The organism is Nitrospira tepida, from assembly GCF_947241125.1.
In the GTDB taxonomy this organism is placed as follows: domain Bacteria; phylum Nitrospirota; class Nitrospiria; order Nitrospirales; family Nitrospiraceae; genus Nitrospira_G; species Nitrospira_G tepida.
The window spans coordinates 2,804,382-2,826,331 of sequence record NZ_OX365700.1; the positions used below are offsets into that span (position 1 = coordinate 2,804,382).

The following is a 21,950-nucleotide window of genomic DNA, read 5'->3' on the forward strand; positions in this document are numbered from 1 at the left end:
GGCATGAGTTCGCGGACGCCTCAGCCGTCACGCCCCGTCTCGGGCCGACCCGGGATACAGGAGCCTGACCCGATGCCGGGGGAGAACGTGGTCGGCCGCCTCGACGACGCGTCGGTCCTGTCCGCCGCCCGCGTCCGCCCCGAGACTCGCCGCTGGCTGTTGACCCGTGATTTCAGCCTGATCTGGTCGAGCCAGATTCTGTCTCAGATCGCCGACGGAGTGAGCAAGTTGGCCCTGCTCTGGTTCGTGTACTCCGTCACCGGGTCCGCGATCAAAACGACCATTATCGGATTGCTCCAGACCCTGCCGGCCATCGTCCTGGGTCCGTTGATCGGCGTCACCGTCGACCGGCTTCCCAAGAAAGCCGTGTTGATCGGAAGCGATCTCGCCCGCGCGCTCCTGATCGGTCTGATCCCCTGCGTCCTGTCCGTCGAACGATTCACGCCGGGCATGCTCTATCTGTTGACGCTGGGGTACGGGATTGCCAGCGCCATGTTCGTGCCCGCCTTGTCCGCATCCGTTCCATCGTTGGTGGACCGATCGCGGTTCACCGCGGCCAATGCGCTGCTCCAGAGCACCACCAGCATCGGCATCATCGCCGGGCCGGCTCTCAGCGGGCTCGGCATCGCCTTTGCCGGTTCGCAAGAAGTGCTGTGCCTCAACGCGGTGACCTACGTCGCCTCCGTCCTCTGCCTCTTGCCGATTCGATTCCCGGGCTCGGCCGGCGCCCCGGCCGGGCATGCCGCGCCAGGCGTATTCGCAGACCTCCTGGCCGGGCTGCGTTATGCGCTCGTCTCGCGCCGCGCCGTCCTCGTGTTGATCCTGCTCGCCTCGCTGTATACGTTCGGCGCCGGCGCCTTTACGACCCTGTTTCCCGTCTACGGACGACGGCTGCTCGATCTCGGACCTATCGAGGTCGGGTACCTGTGGTCCTGGCTGGGGGTCGGCCTGCTGATCGCGTCGTTGGGGCTGGTCCGATTCTCGAACCGGGACATTGCAACCCGTCTTCAGGCCGTGACAGTGAGCAGCCTCCTGGGCGGAGCGGCGCTCTGGGGCCTGGTGTGGGCGCAGGATTTCGCCGCCGCCACCCTCTTGGTTCTCGTGATCGGCGCGGGACTCGGCGCCTGGACGCCCATCGCCTGGAGCCTGGTTCAGGAACTCTGTCCCGCTCCCTTGCTCGGCAGGGTGATGGCCATTTACACCGCGGTGGCCACCGCGACCGCGATGGCCGGCATGACGTTCTTCGGATGGGTGACGGAAGCGTTCGACGAATCGGCGAGCGTCATCGGCATCGGCATGGTGCTGGCTGTTCTGGCCGCGGCTTCGTCCTGGTTCAAGCGGAACGTCGCAGGCCTCGGCGCGCAGGCGGCTGATTGACCTATTTCGCAGGCTTCAAGGCGTCCCGCTGGCGCTGGAGTTCGGCTTTCAACTGCTCGCGTTCCTGCATCAGCGCGGCGACTTTGGTGTTGAGCGCATCCCGCTCGGCCGCCGCTTCCTGCAGCCGGCTGATCTCCTGCTCCTGCTCCTCCAACCGTTTTTCCAGCTCGAACGCCCGCGCGGCGGACGTTTCCAGTTCGCCCATCCGCTTTTGAATCCGCGCGATTTCATCTTTGGTCGTGGTGGTGCCGGTCATCAGTTTTTGCTTCTCCTCCCGAAGCGTGGCGACCTTGACCTGTTCCACCGCCAATTTAGTTTCTACATCCTTGGCGCCGTTGCGGGCTTCCGTCAGCTCGTTCAGGAGTTTCGCCTTCTGCTGATGCACGGCGTCGAGTTCGGCCATGGCCTTCTTTTTGAAGCTTTCACAGGCCGCTGCCGCCTGCGCTTCGCTTTTTCTTGCCTCGGCCTCCGCCTTGCGTGCCTCGGCTTCGGCTTTGCGCGCCTCTTCGAGAGTGGTCAACAACTGTTGATGGGTTTCTCTCGGCACACAGCCGGATGCCAGCAGTCCGCCTGCGTAGACCGCGGCCAGCACGATTCGGACATTCATGTCGGTCTCTCCTCCTGCGGCGGACACGCATGATTCACCGCGCGTCCGTGCCGAAACCCATTATGCGCCTTGCGATGGTCAAATGCCACCAGCCGGCGCAGAGGGTCGCGCAGCGGCGATCGCGTTTCCGCGAACGGATCACGCGCGCTGAATCGAAGCGGGAGCGCGGCGTCACGGACGGTCGCATGATGCGGGAGGAAGCGGGTCCGTTTCACGCAGCATGGCGCGGAGGCAGGTCAGAAAGTCCCGGTTGCAGAACGGCTTGCGAATCCACCGCACCGGCGCGGCAAACGGCAGATGCACATTCGGGGCATGCGGCCCGTCGGAGGGGCCGTGGACGCTCGCCAAGAGCAGGGGAATGGACCGTGGACTCACACGCAACCAGGTATTCAATTGATCCAGCGACCCGTCGTTCCATTCCAAGGAGACCGTATCGACATCGATGATGAGGCAGCGGACGCGGCTCGGACGGCAACGGGCAACGATTGTCTTGATCGTCGCGACCACCTCGCTCTTGATGCTCGCCTGGTCGAGCAATTCGGATATCATGGCGGCCAGCGTCGCATCCGCCTCGACGATCAAGACAAGGCGATCGGGATCGCTCCGGCGGCGGAGGGTCCTTTCGCCGCTGGCCGTCCGGTTGGCTGAGCCGGTTTGATCGCCAGATGGAGTTTTGCACTTCATGGACTTCCCCCGAAAAAACAATTGGGACAACCGGTCTGCCGGCTTCGCACGGTTGGAGAGACCGGCAACCATCCGATTGTTCCATGCAAGAATTCTACCAACAGTGGCCCGTCGTCCCTGCCGTGCTCTGAAGGCACGTCTGCCGGGACCTGATTCAAGATGAGAGTAAATGAGACGGGCAAGCGAGGCGATCGCGCTGGATCGTCCCGGACTCATGCGGCCGTCGCGTCGTTTGCACAATGGAAAACAGGGGCAGTATATAGTATCGGCATGGCGTACGATCGTTCTCCAATGGGATTGGCGGCGAAGGCCTCGCTGGTTATTCTGCTCATCGTCGGCCTGTCGGCGGTCGCGATGGAGGCCGTTGATCGCTACTATGTCCAACACGTGATCCAAGAACATTATCAGGACGAAGTCATGGGCGTGGTGCGACAGGTCGGCGCCGGCATCACCGCACGGACCGACTTTGCCAACCAATCTGCCCGCGAATTGGAATTGGTCAAACTGCGGGCCAGCCGGCCCGATCTGGTCAATATCAGCATCTATGCCCTGTCGGAGCTTGGACTCACCCTGTTGGCCCACGCGGGCCAGACACCCGTTACGATGCTGGCACAGGCGCCTTCTCTCGCCATGCGCGCCATCGAGCAAGACCTGTCCCTGAGCGATCGACAAAGCTGGGCGACCGACCATCGGCTCAAGATCGCGGCGCCTATTTCCGTCGACGGCCGGCGGGTCGGGGCCACCTATGCCGAATTTTCGACATTGGATTTCGACAACCTACTGGACCTGATCCGGCGCTTGTCCTTTTCCCTCAGGCTGCTCACGTGGGTCGGCGTGGTCCTCGCCATCAATTTCTTCGTGTACCTGGCGGTCCATCGCCCGGCCCGATCCCTGCTGTCCGCCGTCAGAGCGGTCACCTCCGGCAACCTCACGACCACGGTGCCCGTGGCCAGCCGGGACGAGATCGGGATGTTGGGCCAGGAGTTCAACCGGATGGTCGAGCGAATCCGGCTCACGACGGAAGAGAACGCCCACCTCTACGAGAAGGTGAAGCACGCCAACGAAAGCCTCGTGCGCAAAGTGCGGGAAGCCACGGCCGAACTCCGGCAGAAGAACCAGGAATTGGCCCGCACCAATGAGCTGCTCTCGACCGTGCAGCGCGAGGCCGCGCGCGCGCAACGGCTGTCGGTCATCGGCCAACTCGCGGCCTCCGTGGCCCATAAGATCGGCACCCCGTTGACGGCGCTGTCCGGCCACATTCAGTTGTTGCAGGAAGATCCTCAACTGAGCGCCGAGGCCCGGGCGCGTCTGCGCACGGTGGAAGCCCAGATTGACCGGACGATCAAGATCATCCAAGATCTGCTTATCTACGCGCGCCGGCCGGAACTGGTGAAAACGCTCCTCGACGTCAACGAGAGCGTGGAAGAATGCCTGGCGCTCCTGCGGCCTGAAATGGACCGGCGGAAAGTGGATACGATCCTGCAATGCAGTCCTGCCTTGGGCAAGGTGGAGGGAGACCAGCAACAGCTTCAGGAAGTGTTCTGCAATTTGATCGAGAATGCGTTGGACGCGATGCCGAAAGGGGGCACGCTGACGATCCGGACGGCCCCCACCAGATTGCGCCGGGCTGGGGAGACGAGCGATCAGGTGGCGATCGAGATCGCCGATACCGGGCAGGGCATCGCGCCCGAGCATACGGACAAGATCTTCGAGCCCTTCTTTACCACCAAGACCGCCGGACGAGGCACGGGGCTCGGCCTCGCGATCGCCCACGACACCGTCAAGGCGCACGGCGGGACCATTCACGTTCACAGCGAACTGGGGAAAGGAACACGTTTTCAAGTGCTGCTCCCGATCGCAGAAGGAGTGCCTGATGCCGGATCCGCCTCGCATTCTGGTCGTTGACGACGACGCCGACACGTTGCTGCTGCTCGAAGAGATCCTGACCAAGGAAGGATACAGGGTCCGGACCGCCGAACATGCCGAAGCCGCGTTGAGCCTCGCCTCGCAGGAGGAGCCGGATGTCGTCGTCACCGACATCCAGATGCCGGGGATGGACGGATTGGCCCTGCTGGCGGAATTGCAGCGGCGTCTTCCCCAGACATTGGTCGTGCTGGCCACGGCGTTTGGCTCGCTGAAGACCGCCGTCGACGGCATCAAGGCCGGCGCCTTCGACTACCTTGGCAAGCCTTTCGTGGTCGACGATATCCGTCTGGTCGTCCGGCGGGCGATTGAACACAAGCGGGTCATCAACGAAAACGCGGCGCTGCGCGAACAACTCAAGGAACGCTACCGGTTCGACAATTTCGTGGGCAGTTCGGCCGGGATGATCGCCGTCTATAAGATGATCGCCCGGGTGGCCCAGAGCGACAGCACGGTGCTCATCCAGGGAGAAAGCGGAACGGGCAAGGAACTGGTCGCCCGCGCGATCCATGCCAACAGCCTTCGGAGCGCCGGCCCCTTCGTCGCCGTGGACGCCGGGACGCTTGCGGAAAGTTTGCTGGAGTCGGAGTTGTTCGGACATGAGCGCGGCTCGTTCACCGGCGCATTGACCACCAAGAAGGGCCTGTTGGAACGGGCCCATTCCGGCACCTGTTTTTTAGACGAGATTGCGGACATCTCGCCGACCCTCCAAAGCAAGCTCCTCCGGGTGATCCAGGAGCGCGAGATCAGGCGAGTCGGCGGCAGCGATCCCATCAGCGTGGACGTCCGCATTCTCGCCGCTTCCAATAAAGACCTTAAAGGCCTGGTGGACGCCGGAAAATTCCGCGGCGATCTCTACTATCGGTTGAACGTCGTCACCATCTCGATCCCCCCGCTCCGGGAACGGGCGGATGACATCCCGTTGCTGGCCCAGTTCTTCGCGCAGAAATACGGCGCCGCCCAAGGCAAGCCCGCGATCGGCATTTCCGCGGACGCGATGGACCTGATCACCAAGTATGTCTGGCCCGGCAACGTGCGGGAACTGGAGCACGTCATCGAGCGAGCGGTCGTGCTCACCCCGCATCCCGTCATCTTTCCCGAAGATCTGCCCGAAGCGCTCCGCGAAAAACCCATCGCGGACAGCCAGCCGCGCAGCGGCTGGGTCACCTTGGATCAGTTGGAGCGGGACTACATCCTGCGGGCCTTGGCCGCTCACCAACAGGACCAGGCCAAGACGGCGGACCTGCTTGGCATTCATCGGAAAACCCTCCAGCGCAAGCTTCGCAAGTATGGGCTGGCGGAGGCCGGCGCCATCGAAGAGGGCTCCACGGCCGACGAAGCGGCGGTCGAACAGGAGGAGTCCATCTAAGACGGGCGCCTGCTGAAACGAACCCCTGCTTGCGCGAGCCTTGCCCCTCCGAATGGGCGACCGCGGCTCAGGCTCGAAGCAACCCTCTCCCACCCTCTGCTTGGATCGCACCAGCAAGGCAAGCTGTTCACGCCTGCGCCTTCCACAATGCCGACGGACGAAATGTACTCGGAATAGACAAAGTATCCCCTCGCCAAACCCCTGGATAACCCACACGAATCTCTCTCGCGAGACCAGTCTTTCACGACAGCAGGTCCATTCGGCGACCCGTCTGTGAGGTGGAACTCAGGCTCAGCCGGTTCAACGCCAAGAAATCAGTTGGTTAGGGAGCCGGCCTCCTGGAGACTTGGGTCCGCTGTTTGCAGATACTCCAGGCAGCCGCGTCGGACCGATCCGTTACAGCCGCGTGGCGCCCATAGGATCAGCGGGAACTGACGACGAAGGAAGCGAGAGGGCACTTTCACGCCTCGATGGGCGCTTCACTTAACCAAGGAGACTGATTCATGAAAATCGCACAGGTTGCGCCACTCTGGGAAAGTGTTCCGCCGACCCTCTACGGAGGCACCGAGCGGGTGGTTTCGTTCATCACCGAGGAGTTGGTTCGTCTGGGTCACGATGTCACGTTGTTCGCCAGCGGCGACTCGGTCACCGCCGCCCGTTTGGAAGCGATTTGTCCCCAGGCGTTGCGACTGATTGAAGGGGTGTTCAATCGTGATGCGCCCTTGATCTCATTAATGGAACGCGCATTCGGATCGGCTTCCGACTTCGATGTCATCCATTCCCATCTGGACTTCATCGGGTTTCCCTTGGCCCGCCGCTGCCCCACGCCCGTGGTGACGACGTTCCATGGTCGGTTGGACCTCCCCGAAATGAGACCGGTCTTCGACGAGTTCGCGGAACTCCCGGTCGTGTCGATCTCGGACGCGCAACGCTTGCCCGTCCCCTGGCTAAACTGGCAAGCGACGGTGCACCACGGTTTGCCAAAAGACCTCTACACGTTTCACCCGGAGCCCGGACAATACCTGGCGTTCCTCGGCCGCATCGCGCCGGAAAAGAGACCGGATCATGCCATCGAAATCGCCAAACGGGTGGGTATGCCGCTCCGCATCGCCGCCAAGGTCGATCCGGCTGATCGGGAATATTTCCGGACCGAGATCGAGCCGCTGCTCGACCATCCGCTGGTGGAATACATCGGCGAAATCACGGATCCGGAGAAGGACGATTTTCTCGGCCAGGCCTATGCCTTGTTGGCGCCCTACGACTGGCCGGAACCCTTCGGACTGGTCTTGATCGAGGCGTTGGCCTGCGGCACGCCGGTGCTGGCCTATCGTCGAGGCTCCGTCCCGGAAATCATTGACGACGGCGTCACCGGCTTCATTTCCGAATACCTCAGCGAGATGGCGGAGGCCGTCGAACAGGTGGCGCTGATCGACCGGACCCGCTGCCGGCAGGCCTTCGAACAGCGTTTCACCATTGAACGGATGGTACGCGGGTATCTCAACGTGTACGAGCAATTGGCCGAGGCGCGCGGGGCGAGGCCTTTGCTGAACGGTCGCGGAACCCCGCACGCCATCCCCGCGATGGCCACCCAGACCGTCATGTCCTGACGCACGTCAGGCAACGAAGTTCGACCGGGGTTCGAGGCAAAAATCTCATCGGGCCAGGGGCGCGCGAGCGGCATACCGAGGAGGGATTCCATGCGATGCCAACGGTGCAGCGGGTACATGGTGCAAGAATGGTTTTCCGAGTTCTACGACCGTCGGCGAGGCGATCACATTCAAGGGTGGCGCTGCATCAACTGCGGGCACCTGTTCGATCCGGTGATCCTCCATCGTCAACGGACGACGCCCGCCGCGCCGATGACCCTTGACACCTGAGATCCGCACACCGGCCGCGGTCCTGCCTGTCAGGCCAGCTGGAGCCATGCACCGTGAACCAGAAACTATCAGCTCTGTGCGCGGAATCCGTAGAGCAGGGTAATGTTGATCCGACGGCTCAGATAGGTGTCTTGGAACCGAACGTCGTCGGTTTCGTGGAAGAGGTCTGAATTGAAGATGACCGCCCGATTGCACCGGTAGGGGATGCGGACCATCTTGGCGCCGCCTTGTTCGAGAAAGTCCAGGATCTTTCCGCGGTTCTTCTCGCTGTTGTAGGCCTTGAAGTTCCAGTCGCGCGGCGCTTCCTTGTCCCAGACCACCAACCCGCCGGTCTCCGGATCGAGATTCGCCTCGTCCGGCGTGATCCAGAAATTGACGTTCACGGCCGCGGCATCGGCATGCATGCCCAGACCGCGCCTCGCGCTGTCGTGCTTGAACGACCAGGCCTGCGTCAGCCGGTGCTCCTTGAAGATGCCGGGGAACCGGAGGCGCAACTCTTCCGCAATCTGAAAGAGCAGGGGAGTGGCAAAGCCGTCGCCGATAAACGCACCGAGATACCCGTTCTCGTATTCCTTCTTCCAGATCGTGGCCTCCAGACAGAAGCGCCGCATGGCCGCCAGCGCCTCCGGGGTGAGGAGGTGATCGACGTACATGATCTCCGGTTTCTGCCGATGATAGTCCGCTTCAATCGCGGCCACGTCCAGATGCGGGTTCAACGCGCCGGCCTCCAGCCGATCCGCCCGGCTCGGAAAGAGGATGCGGTTCAACGACGGCGCGATGGCGGCCGTCTCGTCCGCTTGAAGCGACACCCAGGTTGAGTGGGGCGCCGCCGCATCGACCTTCTCGCGAATCCGCCTCAGCCGATCCAGATAGTCCCTTGAATCGGGCCCCAACAGCCCTTCTTTGATCAGGTATCCGACCTGCTCCGCTTCGTGTTTCAGCCTTGCGCGCGAGATGGTCCCGCCGGCGACCGGCCGGCCGTGGTCATGCTTGATGTCCGCCGAACGTTTGAGGCTCGCCACCGCCGCCTCGATCTCTCCTTTCCACAGATAGGCCAACCCCAGATGGTAGTGCCCTTTCGGGTTCGCCGGCTCGGTGTGAACGGCACGTTCGAAGGCCGCAACCGCCTCGTCCAGGCGGCCGCTTTCCATCCAAGCAAGCCCGAGATTATTCTGCGCCTCCACATGCCCGGGCTTGAGACGCAGCGCCTCCCGGTACTCCTCGATGGCCTCCCGCGCCAGCCCTTGTTCCTTGAGCGCCACGCCGAGACCGTTATGCGCTTCCACCGCAGCCGGATTCGCCGCCAGGGCCCGGCGGTACAACTCGACCGCCTCCGCCGCTTGCCCCTGCTCCCGCAACAGATTGCCGAGATTCACGAGGGCATCGACATGACGAGGCTGCCGGGCAATCGCCTCGCGATAGGCTTCCGCGGCCTCCGCAATAGCCCCTTTTCGCTGACTCACGACGCCGAGATTGAAGTAGTAGGTCGGTTGGGCGTTGTCCGATCGGATCGCCAGCCGGATCAACTCACAGGCCTCATCGAGACGCCCCGACCGGTAGGCCACGAGCCCGAGCAAATGAGCGGCTTCGGCATGATCCGGCTGTTGTTCCAGAACGGTCTGATAGATGGTGGCCGCTTCCGTCAAGCGACCGGCTTGGTGATGCGCGCGGCCTTCCTGGAGCAGCCGGGACAGAGCGGCCTGCGTGATTCGCCCCCCTTCGCGCTGGAGCTTGTCTTCGCGCCGCCGGTCCGCCCGGTTCATGGCCGCCTCCCCGGATGCCAACCCTATCATCAAAGGAACGACAGCCTAGCGCAAACCGGTGCGGCCGGTCAAAGCCGCGAGGCCCGTCCGCCAGAAACCGTTTTGGAGGAGGGCAAGGATCGTTTGAGGCAGAGGAAATGAACTATCCGGCCTTGGCCAGCACCGGCCGCTGCCCTCGCTGCTTGACGATGTCGAGCGCGGCGATACGGTACGCTTCCGCGTAGGTGGGAAAGTTGAAGATGCCTTCAACGAAGGTCTCGACGGGATTGCCGTTGATCAAGGCCAACTCGCCGAGGTGAATCAACTCCGTGGCGTGGTCCCCGATGATCTGGACGCCCAATAACTGATGCCCGTCCGGGCCGGCAATCATTTTGAGCAACCCTTGGTCGGAGCCGGCGATCTGGCCCCTGGCCACTTCCGAAAAATCCGCCCGCCCCACGACGATGTTCCGATACCGTTCGCGGGCTCGTGATTCGTCCAACCCCACGGAGGACAGCTCGGGGATGGTATAAATGCCCATCGGAATCAAATGATCCACGGACCCCACCGCCATCCCCAACGCATGGCAGATTGCGCGGCGGCCTTGCTCCATGGCGGAGGAGGCCAGGGATGGGGGGCCGGCCATGTCTCCCACCGCATAGATATGCGGCACGGCCGTCTGGCCGTATTGATTGACCGGGAGGTAGCCCTTGGCATTCGGTTCGAGGCCCGCCGCGCCGACATTGAGATCTTCGAGATTCGGTTGCCGGCCCGACGCGACCAGCATCTTCTCGGTGGCGATCTCCTCGCCGTTCTCCAGGGTGGTCACCACGGAGAGCAGCCCGTCCCACCGGACATTCTTGATCCGCTGCCGCCCGCAGTAGCGTCCGCCATAGCCCTCGAAGCTCGCGACGAACCGCTCCGTGAGCTCGGCGTCCACGAACTGCAAGGGACGGGGTGCCGCATCAATGATCGTCACCGGCACGCCCAGGAGCGAAAAGATCGAGGCGTACTCGCATCCGACCACGCCCGCTCCCACGATCGTCAGCGACCGCGGCAGATAGATCATCGAGAGGATGGAGTCGCTGTCCAGGATATGTTCATGATCGACGGGAATCTTGGCCGGATGCCTTGGCCGGGAGCCAGTGGCCAATACGATGAGGCCGGCCGTCAGCTCCTGGGTGACGCCGTCCACGGTCGTCAATTCGAGCCGATGGTCGGACAGGAACCGCGAGCAGCCATGCAGCAAGACGATGCCGTTGCGGCGCAATTGATCGCCCATGTAGCGGCTGTGGGCGGACACCACCTCATCGAGCCGCTGCATGAGCATGCCGACTTCCACGCCCTCGCGCAGCTTGCAGTCGAACACGGCGGCGCCCCGCTTGACCCGTTCCAGGCTCAAGGCGGCCTCCCGCAACGTCTTGCTCGGGATGGTTCCGCGGTAGACGCAGCTTCCGCCCAATCCCTGTTCCCGCTCGATGACCGCCACGCGCTTTCCCGACTTGGCCGCCATGATCGCGGCCTTTTGGCCGGCGGGTCCGCTCCCGATCACCAGGACGTCGTATGTGGCGACGCGGCTCATAGCGCCAGACTGTCCACGACCTTCGCCACCTGGTCCTTCGCGGCGACCAGGGCATCGAGGTCCTTCGGATAGAGGTTCAGATCCGCAAAGGCCTGATGCTCCCTGAGCGAGACGTCGTCCAGCGCGGCCGGATCGAGGAGGAAGGTCGCCAGCCGGTCCGCCACGCAGGCCATCATGACTTCCTGTTTGAACGATTCCGCCTGGTCGTATTGCCGGTAGTGCGCGATCGATTCCCGCGCCTGCTTGGGCAGTTGCCACTTGTCGGCCAACTGCATCCCCAGCGGCACATGATGCGCGTCGATCAACATATCCAGCAGATCCGGCTCAAGCGCGACCTTCAGTTCCGCGCTCAGGCCGACGCAGGTGTTCAGAACGACCGGCTTGCCGACCGCATGCAGCAGGCCGCACACATAGGCGCTTTCCATGTTCAGCCGCTTGAGCTTCGCCACCTCCTTCGCATAGACGCCGCTCGCCAGCGAGTGTTTCCAGAGGAATTGCATGCGGCGTTCGTGGCCCGGCGCCGCGAAGGTTCCGGCCTTGAGCGAGACGGTGAAGGCGATTTCCGACAGCAGGGTCAAGCCCAGCATCGACACGGCATGCTGGAGCGAGACAATGGGCATCCGCGGCATGTAGGCCGGCGAATTGGCGATCCGCAACACGTGCGCGGCCAGGGCTTGGTCGCGATGGATCAGGCTCGCCAGCTTGGCTGCATCGGAATCGGGATTGTTGACCATCGACAGGATCTCTGTCGCCACGCTCGGCAGCAGCGGCAGTTCGATCTTCCCGTTGCCGATGCGCTCGAGCAGCGCCTGTTCGATCGGCTCGCAGGCGGTGGATCCGTCTGTCGGGGGACTGCTCATGATAACCTCGTGCCGGTTCAGGTGATTGAGGAGTAGCAACCCTCTGTCTTATCGGCGATTCCGGCCGCAAACTTTACCAGAGGCCCTGAGCCGGTCCCTTGTGCCGGCCATGCCAGTATGGTAATGACCGAGAGGGAGACATCGCACCATGGCGGCTGAACCGCGGACCAGACTGACCTACGCCCTCTATCCCGGGTGCGCCGCCAAGGGCGCGACTCCGGAACTGTATCAATCCACGATGGCGATCCTGCCGAGGCTGGATCTCAAGGTGGTTGAGTTGGCCGCCGCTTCCTGTTGCGGCGCTGGGGTGCTGGCCGAGGAGGACCCGGATGCGGCCCTGGCGCTCAACGCGCGCACCTTTGCCCAGGCCGAGCAGCTTGGTCTCGACATCATGACCATTTGCGGCACCTGCCAAGGTGTCATGAGCGCCGCCAATCGCCGGCTCAAGACCGAGCCGGGGCTGCTCGACCGCATCAACGGGATTCTCGGACCGGAGGGAATCACCTACCGCGGCACGGTGCAGGTCAAACATCTGCTCTGGATTCTCGTCAAGGACGTGGGGCTTCAGCGCCTGCGCCAGGAAGTGCGCGTCCCTCTCCAGCAACTGCACATCGCGCCGTTCTACGGCTGCTACATCCTGCGCCCCTCCTGGCATCTGGGCTTCGACGACCCTGAGAACCCCACCTCGCTGGAACGGGTCATCCGCGCGGTCAGCGCCGAACCAGTCGTGTATGCCGGCCGGACCAAATGCTGCGGCTTTCCCATCATCCTGGAAAAGGAGGCCATCGCCGTGACGATGGCGGGACAGAATATGAAGGAGGCGAAGGAGTCGGGAGCCGATGCGATGGTCACCCCCTGTCCGCTCTGCCACATGAGCCTGGATATCTATCAGGAGCGAGCCGGCCTGGCCGTAAGCACCACCTTGAATCTGCCGATTCTCCACCTGCCCCAGTTGCTCGGGCTGGCGATGGGACTCCCGGCCAAGGACCTGGGGCTGGCCCGCCATCTCATCTCGGTGGAATCGCTGGTGCGTAAAATCGAGCGGCCCCAGGCGGCCGCTCTTCCCGAAGGAGCCGGTTCATGAAGACGATTAAGTTGTCGGATTATCAAATATTTAGCTCAGATAAGATGAAAAAGAACAATATCTTTCAGACGCCGCGGTTCTTTTGCGATGTGTACTGTTTCGAGCCGGGCCAGGAACAGAAGGGCCATGTGCACGGCGAGCAGGACAAGGTCTATCTGGTCTTGGAAGGGCAGGGGACGTTTCAGGTCGGGAATGACCGGCAGGTGCTGGGTCCAGGGGAGGGAACCATGGCTCCAGCCGGAGAACCGCATGGAGTCCTGAACCATACCGACCAACGGCTGAAAGTGCTCGTGTTCGTCGCGCCGAATCCGTCATGATCAGCGTCATTGTCAATCGCCATCCGTCAACCTGCAACGGCCTCCGCCGGTTGACGGTTGTCGTTTGACGCTTAGCCCGCATTATTCATGGGCACTTCTGCTGCAATTGTGGATTCGCCGCTGCGACAAGCCAACATGCGGCTTCGGCGGCATGTTGCCGGGCGGACTCGCCGCTCGGTCGGTCAACAGACTGTTTCAAGTCTGCCTCCCTTCCTCGCGGCTCCGTGCGCCCGTCTCGCCTGGCGACTCCGCAATTTCGCGACGAACTGTCATGAATAATGCGGGTTAGCGATCTTCCGCGTCCAGCGGAATCGTGACGCTGATCGCTCCGGCCAATTCACCGACCTGCCGACCTTCCCTCGGGTAGCCGGAAATATCCTCGACGCCTCTCGGTTCGCCATGGCAGCCCATGCATTCGGTCTCGTAGTAAATCGGCACGAGCAGTCGCAGGGTGCGGCCTCCATCCGCCAGCTCGCTCGATGGCTCACGGCTCCCGGGCGCAGCGGCAAATTGCCGAAGAACCGCCTCTTCATAGGGATCGGGCTCGTTCTTGGGATTGCGGGGCGAAAGGGCCGTCTGCTTGAGACGGACCGGCGAATTGGCGGAAAAGCGCCTGGCCGCCTGGCTGCCGAAGGTCGCCGGAATGAAATTTTTGTATCCGATGCCCCGCTGGTTGATGACGAACTGCGCGTCGTTGACGACGTCCTTGCTGGCCTGCACGAGCGCCAAGAGGAGCCCCAGGGCGCCGTGAGGAAGGTGTGCCGTCGAGACGTCGTTCAAATCGACCCCACTACGAACCTTGAACTCGGTCTTGAGCTGTTGCTCGAAGACCTCGGCCGTGAACCCCTTCGCCCCCCTGTGCGGATCGTCGATCAGCGATTGATTGCGGTCGATGACCACCCGGCCCGAATCAAGAAGCAAGGCCAGCAGTTGCGCCGTCCTGCGGGCTTCGGTTTCGGAGGCGCCCCAGACGAGACCGGACGGCGTCAGCAGGAACCAGGCCGCCACGGCGTGACAACAGAGGATGACGAGGGCGGAACGCCGGACTTGTGCGGCGGAGACCCGGGCGGGATTCATCGTGAGGTCATCCATCGACAGGTGCCCTGGTCGTAATGTTGCGGAAGGTCCTCGACCGAAAAGGGAAGACCCTCCGTCGCGGCCCGCCGGGGATAGGCATAGAAGTCATCATGCCACTTCCGGCGCAGTTCCTCCAACCGTCCTGATTCCCTCAGGCGGAACAGCGTGTCGTTGACAAACAGTCGCAACCGGTAATTCTCCTCCGCCATGGCCACGGCATATTGCTCGCGCATCAATCTTAAGGGGACTCCGTCAGCCCATTCGATTAGATGCCAATCTTTCCTGACCCGCGTCACGATGTAGCGCAGGACCGGCAACTTTCCAAGGATCACGTCAACCGGAGGATTCTGCGATTCGAAGGCCGCGGGCAGCGAATCACATAAAATCAGCTCGCTCCTCTCCAGATACTCCTTCGCGTACACATAGGGGCTTCTCAATTCGGGGACCGCCACGCGCAGTCCCTCGAATGCACGGCTCGCCGGCGTTCCGCCCTCGCCGTTTTGCGCCGGTGCTCCGAATCTCGTGCGAATCGACTGGGCAAGCTCCCGGCTTCTGGCCATGCCCCCGATCGCGCCGTCGTCATAGTAGGGGATGGAGTAGGCGATGCCGGCGGCCTGCTCCAACGGGACATTGGCGGTCACCGCGGAGACGATGAGATCCAGTTTATTCTCGTTCAGTTCCACGAATTGATCGCGCACGCGGACCAGATGCAGGGTCGGAATCACCGGGTCTTCCCGGCCGCACCGGCGCTCCAGGGCCGAGGCGAGTTCCCGCACCAGGTCCACGTCCATGCCCGTGATGCGCAGGCCCTCGTCGGTGAACACCGCGGGAAACACGAAGGGGCGAAAGGGCTCGACCGAGATGCCAACCCGCAGGCGTTTGCGGGCACAGACCCGTTGCAGGTCGTCCTTGGCGATCGGATAGATCCATTGCACGGCATCATAGACCAGGCCGCATCCGGTCAAGGCCAGAAGGCTTGCCGTCAGGACGATCCGGGCGATCATCGGAGAGCCGGTCGATCGCATGTCAAAACCGCACCCCCGTGAGAAAGACCCACTGTTGCGCCAGCCCTCGTTCCTCGCGAAAGTCGATTTCATACTGCGTGTACTGAAACGAAAAATCCACGGCGATTCCGTGGGCGACCGGAAACCGCACGCCCACTTGGCCTCCGACCAGATGTCCCGTCCGATCGTTGCCGGAGCTCGGCAACACGATGCCGCCGATCGCGCCCAGGTAGGGAACGGCGCGGTCCGCCAACGGGCCGAACAGGACATGGCGGATCACCCGATTGATCGGCTTCCGCTTCGGAAAGTCCAGCACGTCGATAAAATTATTCCAACGGGGATTGAGGAACACAGAATGCTGGTCGGTGGTGAACTCTTCGGTCCGGATGCTGAAAAACTGATAGGTGGCGCGAAGCTCCAGATCCCCATAGCGCAGCGCCGTGAACCCGGCCTGTATGCCGATCTCGCGGTCCTTGGGGGCAAAGGTCTGTTTTCGGATGGCGATGTCCAGGTTGATCGGCTTGATCGGCAGGAGATCCAAGAGCGCATCCTGCGCCGAGGCCGGGCCGGCCACGGCCAAAAGGAGGCCCAAGACGAACGGTACCGTGTACCGGATACCACCGGACAGGGGACCAGAGACCACGGCTCCCCTCCGTCCATTTTGGCAGGTGCGTCGGATGTCCGAACACCTATTGAACAGCGACAGGAGCGATGCCGGCGGTGATGCAGGATTGCATCAAGCTGGCCCGGCAGGCTCTCTGCACCGTCGTCTCCAGCTCGGCCACGCGACGCGCCAAATCGTCTGCTGTCACCTGCTCGGGATCGACGTCGATCAGCAGATGTCCGGGTAGGCTCCGCCCATCGAAGAACCGGACTCCCGGATGTGCCTTGAGCGCGGTCTCAATGTCCCGGCTGAGCGAGTCGCACTCGTCGCCGGCCACCATCAAGGTCACCCGCTCAAGCGGGGACGCAGCATAGCCGCTCTTGCTCCAAACCGAGGCCAGAAGGCAAACGGCCAAGAGAGCCAGGCACGTCTTCATCATGGATCGTCGCTTTCTCGCACAACAAGCCGAAACGGAGACAGGCCGGACGAGGCGCTGCGGAGCGGCTGGCCGCTGATGGCCGGCCGCTCCGGCATCCTTACGGCACCGGAACAGGCGTGATCTCCGTTGGAGGCGTGGCCAACTTCCAGGGCACCATCGGCATCAGCGGCATCGGCTTGGCATCAGGAGACGCCACCAGCACCGCAATGGCCCCCCGCAAGGCTCCCGTGAGCGAATGGGTGACCACCGGGTAGGCGCCGGCCGATTCCACGACCACATCGAACGTGGCTGCGCTGCCGGGACCCACGACATAGGTCTGGACGCCCGTCAGCTTGTTGGCCGGGTTTCCGCTCTCGTAGACGTGATCCCAGATTTCGCCGATCGGGTGCAAGGCGGAGAACTCGTTCGGCCCCGCGTTGACGAAATAGATCCGCACGCGCTCGCCGGGCTTGGCATCCAGCTTCCCCCCGTTGGTGACGAACGGATGGTACTTGAAGATGCCGCCGTTGAACATCACCCCGTCATACTTCCGATCGAACATCGCTTGGACGTCGTTGGGATTCTTGTAATACTCGGACTGCACGAGCACATACTCCCGGTCGGCCTTTGGCCATACCTTGGCGTCCTTCGGATCGACGATGATTGCGCCGAACATGCCGCGCGCCACATGCTGAATCATGGGCGGCGCCCCGCAGTGATAGAAAAAAATCCCCGGCTTCCGCGCCTCAAAGGTGAAGCTGATCGATTCTCCCGCGTTGATCGCCCGGTAATTCTTGAGGAAGTCGATCTCCGCCGCGTGGAAATCCATCGCATGGGGACTCTTGTTGGTGGCGGGATTCGTCAAGGTAAACTTGATCGTATCGCCCTCGGTCACGCGGACAACCGGGCCCGGAACCTGCCCGTCGAACGTCCAGGCGGCATACTTTTCGCCGCTGCCGTCGATGATCACGTCGGTTTCCACCGCCGTCATCTTGACCTCATGGGTTTTGGCCGATGCCGGGAGCACCGACCCGGTCCCCATCAGCAAGGCCGCGATTCCCGCTAGCAAGAACCGTGAGCCATCGTGCTTACGGAGACCTCTGTCTCTCTTCATCATGTTGCGCTCCCTTCTGAATTGGTTAGAACGACTGTAGACCTGTCAGGAACGGGAGGGACTATACGAAGAATCCCAAACTAAAAATATGATTCACGTCATGTTTTGAGAGAATCTGCTACGGAAGGACGCTGGAGGGATCGGAGGCAAACGAGCGGAGCGCGGGAAGATCGAGAATCATCAATTGTTTGGCGGTTCCCGAGACCAGCTTGGCCTGCTTAAAGCGGCTCATGATGCGGATCGTCGTCTCCGGCGTGATCCCCACCATGTCGGCCAGGTCCTGTCTGGTCAACCGGACATCGAGTCGGATGCCTTGCGGCTCGCTCACGCCGATGCGTTCGGCCAGACCGACCAGCAGCGAGGCCAGCCGCTGATCGGAACGGTCCAGCGCAAGGATCTTGGCGCGTTCCTGGACTTCCGTCAGCCGCTTGCCGAGATATTTGATGACTTCAAGCGCCGCCTCGGGATTCTTCTTCAAGATATTGAAATACTGTTCCTTATTTAGCCGGAGAATGCTGACATCTCCCATGGGTGCCGCCGTCCCAGGATGCTGCCCTCCGTCGAACACCGCCGCTTCGCAGCAGAACAAATCGCCCGGCATCAACACCTTGAGTGTACATTCCTTGCCGGCGGAGGTTGCTCTGACGCACTTGACCGTCCCTTCCTTCAGGATATGGAAGTACTCGGCGCGGTCACCCTCCCGAAAGATGTACTCGCCCTTTCGGTAGTGCTCTTCTTTGACTTGTTTCCAAATCTCGCGGCGATCCTGCTCTTGCAGCAGGTCGATGAGCGGCAACTCTCGCCGGGAAGGGGGAGGGTTCACGGAGTTGGTTACAGCTTCAACAGGTCCTTGACGGCCTGCACGATGGACCGGACCCCGATGCCGAAATGGTCGATGAGTTCATCGGGCTTGCCGCTGCGCGGAATATCGCGGACGGCGAGTTTCGTGACCCGCACGCCTTCGTTGGACAGGGCCCCCAGCACCGCGTCGCCGAGTCCGCCATGGGCATAGTGGTCCTCGACCGTCACCACCCGCTTCTGGGTGGCGTGCGCGCAGTCCGCCAACGTCGCGCGGTCGACCGGGACGACACTGTACAGATCCACTACGCGGGTCTGAATGCCTTGCGCCTTCAACTGGTCATGCGCCTTCAGCGCCTCACACAACGTCACGCCGGCCGCCACGATCGTCACCTGATCCTGCTGGCTCTTGCGCAGCACCTTCGATCCGCCGATCGAGAACGGTTCATCCGGTCCATAGATGACCGGCGATTTGGGACGGCCGGCCCGCAGATAGACCATCCCGCTCTGCCTCGCCGCCGCCTCGACCAAGCGGTACATGCTCGTCCCATCGGACGGATACAGCACCGTGACGCCCGGCTGGGCCGCCATCATCGCCAGGTCTTCAAGTCCCATTTGAGAGGCCCCGTCCTCGCCGATGCTCACCCCGACGTGCGTCCCGACCAGCTTTACATTGGCCTGGCTGATCGCCGCCATGCGGATGAAGTCATAGGCTCGGGTCAAGAACGCCGCAAAGGTCGCCGCGAAGGGAACCTTCCCGCAGGTCGAGAGCCCCACCGCCGCGCCGATCATGTTTTGTTCCGCGATGAAGTTCTCAAAGAACCGCGACGGGAATTGCTTGCCGAATTTGTCGGTATAGGTCGAATTTTTGACATCTGCATCCAGCGCGACAACGCTCGGATCAGCCTCGCCCAACGCCTGCAATGCCACGCCGAACGCCTCTCGCGTCGCGACCATGTCGCCGATCTTGTAAGAAGGCGCGGCCAGCGTCTTCCTGCCCGCCTCTTCCTTTTTGGCCAGAGTTGGGCTTGGAATGACCGGGGCCGCCCCATTCCCCGAGACGAACTGTTGCGACAATTCGGCGATGGCGCGATCGGCCTCCTCGCCCTTCTTGAGCGGCTTGCCGTGCCAATCCGGCTTGTCTTGAATGAACGAAATGCCCTTGCCCTTGAGGGTCTTGGCCAGCAACACCGTCGGACGCCCTTTGGTGGCAACCGCTTCGCCGAAGGCTTGAACCAACGCCGCGATGTCATGCCCGTCCACCACGATCGCATGCCAGCCGAAACCGGACCAACGGGCGCGATAGGCCTCCAGATCGTGCTGGAGCATCGTTGGATCGCTCTGTCCGAGCCGGTTGATATCGACGATCGCGCAAAGGTTGTCCAACTGGTGCTGCCGGGCGATTTCGACCGCCTCCCAGACCGATCCCTCGACGGACTCGCCGTCGCCCAGGACCACATAAGTCCGATAGTCGCTGCGATCGAGATACTTGGCGTTCAAGGCCATGCCTACGCCGGCCGCCAACCCCTGACCGAGCGAACCCGTCGCCACGTCGACGAAGGACAGCCGGGGAGTCGGATGGCCTTCCAGATCAGAGCGCAGCAACCGGAGCGTGAGCAGCTCGCTCTTGGGAAACAGGCCTGCCTCGGCCCAGGCCGCATAGAGCAGCGGGGCGGCATGGCCCTTCGAGAGAATGAACCGGTCCCGATTGGGATGGCGTGGCTGTTTGGGATCGTACCGCATCACATGAAAAAACAAGGTTGCGACGATGTCGGCGGCCGAACAGCAGCTCGTCGGATGGCCGCTTCCCGCCTCGGTGGTGGCGCGCACGCTCTCGATCCGCAGGCTGGTCGCCTTATTTCGAAGCATGGTCAAGAGATCCGATGACAGGGTCGTGCTCCCAGACATGAACAATCCTCTTTCGTGGATGGGTGGAGGCGGATGATCGACAACTCAACGCGACATGAAGGTGGTCAGCAAAGGCTAGCAAAAGCGGAGCGAATGAGTCAACGCGACGATCTCCACGGCATGCTCATCGACGTTGGCGCGCCAAAGATCCGAACGTGGCCATGCGGCATTCTCAGAAAAACCGCAGCCAGAGATACAGATGGCTGATCAGGATCGAGCCGAACATCACGGGCAGGCCGAAGAGCGAGAATCGCCAGAAGCTGATCGGATAGCCGGCCCGCCTTGCGATATCGACAATCACGACGTTGGCCGATGCGCCGATGATCGTCCCGTTGCCGCCAAGGCAGGCGCCCAGGGCCAAGGCCCACCAGATCGGCATGACATCTGGTTGATGGACCAGATCCGTATACTCCGTCACCGTCGGATGGAGCGAGCGGGCCAAATCCACGATCAAGGGATTCATGGCCGCCACATAGGGGATATTGTCCACGATGGCCGAGAGGACCGCCGACCCCCACAGGACCACGAACGTCGTCCCCGCCGTATTGCCTCGCGTGAATTCGACCAATTGATTCGCCAGTTCCCGAATCGCGCCCACCTTCACGAGCGCCCCAACCAGGATGAACAGCCCGATGAAGAAAAAAATCGTCTTCCATTCCACGTCCGTCAGGTAGTGGAGGTCCTCCAGGCCCTTCTCCTTGGTCTTGGCATGGCCGGCCAGCATGAAGAGGCTCGCTCCCAACAGAGCCACGGTGGCCGGCTCCAGATGGAGCCAGCCGTGAAAGCAAAAGCCCACGTTCACCAGCGCGAGCAACCAGACGCATCGCCGCAACAGGGAGCGGTCCCGCACCGCCTCCAGCTCCTTGAGCGCCATCATGGACTCGCGCAGGTGCGGCGCCACGGTCAGCGTGCGTCCGAAGATGAACCAGAGCCCGCCGAGGAACACCGCCATGATGATCATGGCCACCGGTCCCAACACAAACAGGAATTCGAGATAACTCAAGTCCGCCTTGCTCGCGATCATGATGTTGGGCGGATCACCGACCAACGTGCCGGTGCCGCCGATATTGGACGCCATGGCTTGAGGAACCAAAAAGGGAATGGGGTTCAACTCCAGCCGTTTGGTGATTTCCAACGTGACCGGCGCCATCAGCAACACCGTGGTCACATTGTCCAGCATGGCCGACAGGACCGCCGTGATCGCCGACAGGAGCAGGATCATGCGAAAGGGCTGAGCCTTGGCCCGCTTGGCAGACCAGATCGCCAAGACCTCGAACAGCCCGGTCTCGCGGGTGATGTTGATGATCACCATCATGCCGATCAGGAGAAAGATCACGTTGTAGTCGACGCCGAATTCGTGCGAGTAGAACGCCTCCTCCTGCGTGACCACGCCCAAACTGATCATTAAGGCTGCGCCGAACAGCGCCACGATCGTCTTGTGGATGCGTTCGGTGACGATCGCGAGGTAACAGGCGCCGAAAATGAGCAGGGCGAGTGTCGTGGGATTCATGGGCTCCAATAGTCCGTAGTAGAGGGACAGACGCGCAAGGTTCGCACTGTACCGATCACGAGAGGCCTGCGCAACAGACTTCGTATCAGACGGTT

At 62.3% G+C, this 21,950-nt stretch carries 20 protein-coding genes; 7 read left to right on the forward strand and 13 right to left on the reverse strand.

All coding sequences use genetic code 11. The annotated features are described in order from the left end of the window. Positions 1-72 precede the first annotated feature (72 nt). The gene (locus QWI75_RS13315; protein ID WP_289269065.1) at positions 73-1,377 is read left to right on the forward strand and encodes an MFS transporter; all 1,305 of its coding nucleotides are present in this window, start codon (positions 73-75) and stop codon (positions 1,375-1,377) included. A 1-nt stretch (position 1,378) separates the two neighbouring features. On the opposite strand, the gene QWI75_RS13320 is transcribed toward QWI75_RS13315, so the two are convergent. Further along, positions 1,379-1,984 carry a hypothetical protein gene (locus QWI75_RS13320; RefSeq protein ID WP_289269066.1) on the reverse strand — a complete coding sequence of 202 codons (606 nt, stop codon included), beginning with the start codon at positions 1,982-1,984 and terminating at the stop codon, positions 1,379-1,381. Positions 1,985-2,155: 171 nt separating this feature from the next. Beyond that, positions 2,156-2,668: a hypothetical protein gene (locus QWI75_RS13325; RefSeq protein WP_289269067.1), complete on the reverse strand. Its 513-nt coding sequence runs from the start codon at positions 2,666-2,668 to the stop codon at positions 2,156-2,158. 270 nt (positions 2,669-2,938) lie between these two features. Between QWI75_RS13325 and QWI75_RS13330 the strand changes: the two genes are divergently transcribed. The 4 genes from QWI75_RS13330 to QWI75_RS13345 all read left to right on the forward strand — a co-directional run bounded on the left by QWI75_RS13330 (position 2,939) and on the right by QWI75_RS13345 (position 7,837). After that, on the forward strand, positions 2,939-4,573 hold the full coding sequence (locus tag QWI75_RS13330) for a sensor histidine kinase (RefSeq protein ID WP_289269068.1): 1,635 nt from the start codon (positions 2,939-2,941) through the stop codon (positions 4,571-4,573). After that, entirely contained in the window at positions 4,542-5,960 is a 1,419-nt protein-coding gene (locus QWI75_RS13335) for a sigma-54-dependent transcriptional regulator (protein ID WP_289269069.1), read from the forward strand. The genes QWI75_RS13330 and QWI75_RS13335 overlap by 32 nt, the downstream gene beginning before the upstream one ends. A gap of 503 nt (positions 5,961-6,463) precedes the next feature. Beyond that, complete coding sequence (locus QWI75_RS13340; RefSeq protein ID WP_289269070.1) at positions 6,464-7,567, forward strand: glycosyltransferase family 4 protein; 1,104 nt, start codon at positions 6,464-6,466, stop codon at positions 7,565-7,567. A gap of 90 nt (positions 7,568-7,657) precedes the next feature. Continuing rightward, positions 7,658-7,837 carry a hypothetical protein gene (locus QWI75_RS13345; RefSeq protein WP_289269071.1) on the forward strand — a complete coding sequence of 60 codons (180 nt, stop codon included), beginning with the start codon at positions 7,658-7,660 and terminating at the stop codon, positions 7,835-7,837. 68 nt (positions 7,838-7,905) lie between these two features. Here the strand turns inward: QWI75_RS13345 and QWI75_RS13350 are convergent, their stop codons facing one another. From QWI75_RS13350 to QWI75_RS13360, 3 genes are all read right to left on the reverse strand, one after another. Beyond that, positions 7,906-9,600, reverse strand: coding sequence for a tetratricopeptide repeat protein (locus tag QWI75_RS13350; protein WP_289269072.1), 1,695 nt, complete (start codon positions 9,598-9,600; stop codon positions 7,906-7,908). Between the two features lie 142 nt (positions 9,601-9,742). Then, on the reverse strand, positions 9,743-11,161 hold the full coding sequence (sthA, locus tag QWI75_RS13355; protein ID WP_289269073.1) for a Si-specific NAD(P)(+) transhydrogenase: 1,419 nt from the start codon (positions 11,159-11,161) through the stop codon (positions 9,743-9,745). Continuing rightward, positions 11,158-12,021 (reverse strand): HDOD domain-containing protein, encoded by an 864-nt coding sequence (locus QWI75_RS13360; protein WP_289269074.1) that lies wholly within the window; start codon positions 12,019-12,021, stop codon positions 11,158-11,160. The genes sthA and QWI75_RS13360 overlap by 4 nt, the downstream gene beginning before the upstream one ends. 148 nt (positions 12,022-12,169) lie before the next feature. Between QWI75_RS13360 and QWI75_RS13365 the strand changes: the two genes are divergently transcribed. Then, entirely contained in the window at positions 12,170-13,105 is a 936-nt protein-coding gene (locus tag QWI75_RS13365) for a CoB--CoM heterodisulfide reductase iron-sulfur subunit B family protein (protein ID WP_289269075.1), read from the forward strand. Beyond that, the gene (locus QWI75_RS13370; protein WP_289269076.1) at positions 13,102-13,422 is read left to right on the forward strand and encodes a cupin domain-containing protein; all 321 of its coding nucleotides are present in this window, start codon (positions 13,102-13,104) and stop codon (positions 13,420-13,422) included. Before QWI75_RS13365 ends, QWI75_RS13370 begins: the two co-directional genes overlap by 4 nt. A 285-nt stretch (positions 13,423-13,707) precedes the next feature. Here the strand turns inward: QWI75_RS13370 and QWI75_RS13375 are convergent, their stop codons facing one another. From QWI75_RS13375 to QWI75_RS13410, 8 genes are all read right to left on the reverse strand, one after another. Next, positions 13,708-14,499, reverse strand: a complete 792-nt coding sequence (locus QWI75_RS13375; RefSeq protein ID WP_289269077.1) for a Tll0287-like domain-containing protein — start codon at positions 14,497-14,499, stop codon at positions 13,708-13,710. Then, positions 14,496-15,524, reverse strand: a complete 1,029-nt coding sequence (locus QWI75_RS13380) for a substrate-binding periplasmic protein (RefSeq protein ID WP_289269078.1) — start codon at positions 15,522-15,524, stop codon at positions 14,496-14,498. The genes QWI75_RS13375 and QWI75_RS13380 overlap by 4 nt, the downstream gene beginning before the upstream one ends. Before the next feature lies 1 nt (position 15,525). After that, positions 15,526-16,146: a hypothetical protein gene (locus tag QWI75_RS13385; protein WP_289269079.1), complete on the reverse strand. Its 621-nt coding sequence runs from the start codon at positions 16,144-16,146 to the stop codon at positions 15,526-15,528. Between the two features lie 46 nt (positions 16,147-16,192). Beyond that, on the reverse strand, positions 16,193-16,546 hold the full coding sequence (locus tag QWI75_RS13390) for a heavy-metal-associated domain-containing protein (protein ID WP_289269080.1): 354 nt from the start codon (positions 16,544-16,546) through the stop codon (positions 16,193-16,195). A 97-nt stretch (positions 16,547-16,643) separates the two neighbouring features. Further along, complete coding sequence (locus tag QWI75_RS13395; RefSeq protein ID WP_370693642.1) at positions 16,644-17,639, reverse strand: multicopper oxidase domain-containing protein; 996 nt, start codon at positions 17,637-17,639, stop codon at positions 16,644-16,646. Positions 17,640-17,757: 118 nt separating this feature from the next. After that, complete coding sequence (locus tag QWI75_RS13400) at positions 17,758-18,462, reverse strand: Crp/Fnr family transcriptional regulator (RefSeq protein WP_289269082.1); 705 nt, start codon at positions 18,460-18,462, stop codon at positions 17,758-17,760. A gap of 8 nt (positions 18,463-18,470) precedes the next feature. Continuing rightward, positions 18,471-20,345: a transketolase gene (locus QWI75_RS13405; protein WP_289269083.1), complete on the reverse strand. Its 1,875-nt coding sequence runs from the start codon at positions 20,343-20,345 to the stop codon at positions 18,471-18,473. Between the two features lie 172 nt (positions 20,346-20,517). Further along, complete coding sequence (locus QWI75_RS13410; protein WP_289269084.1) at positions 20,518-21,855, reverse strand: ArsB/NhaD family transporter; 1,338 nt, start codon at positions 21,853-21,855, stop codon at positions 20,518-20,520. Positions 21,856-21,950 lie beyond the last annotated feature (95 nt).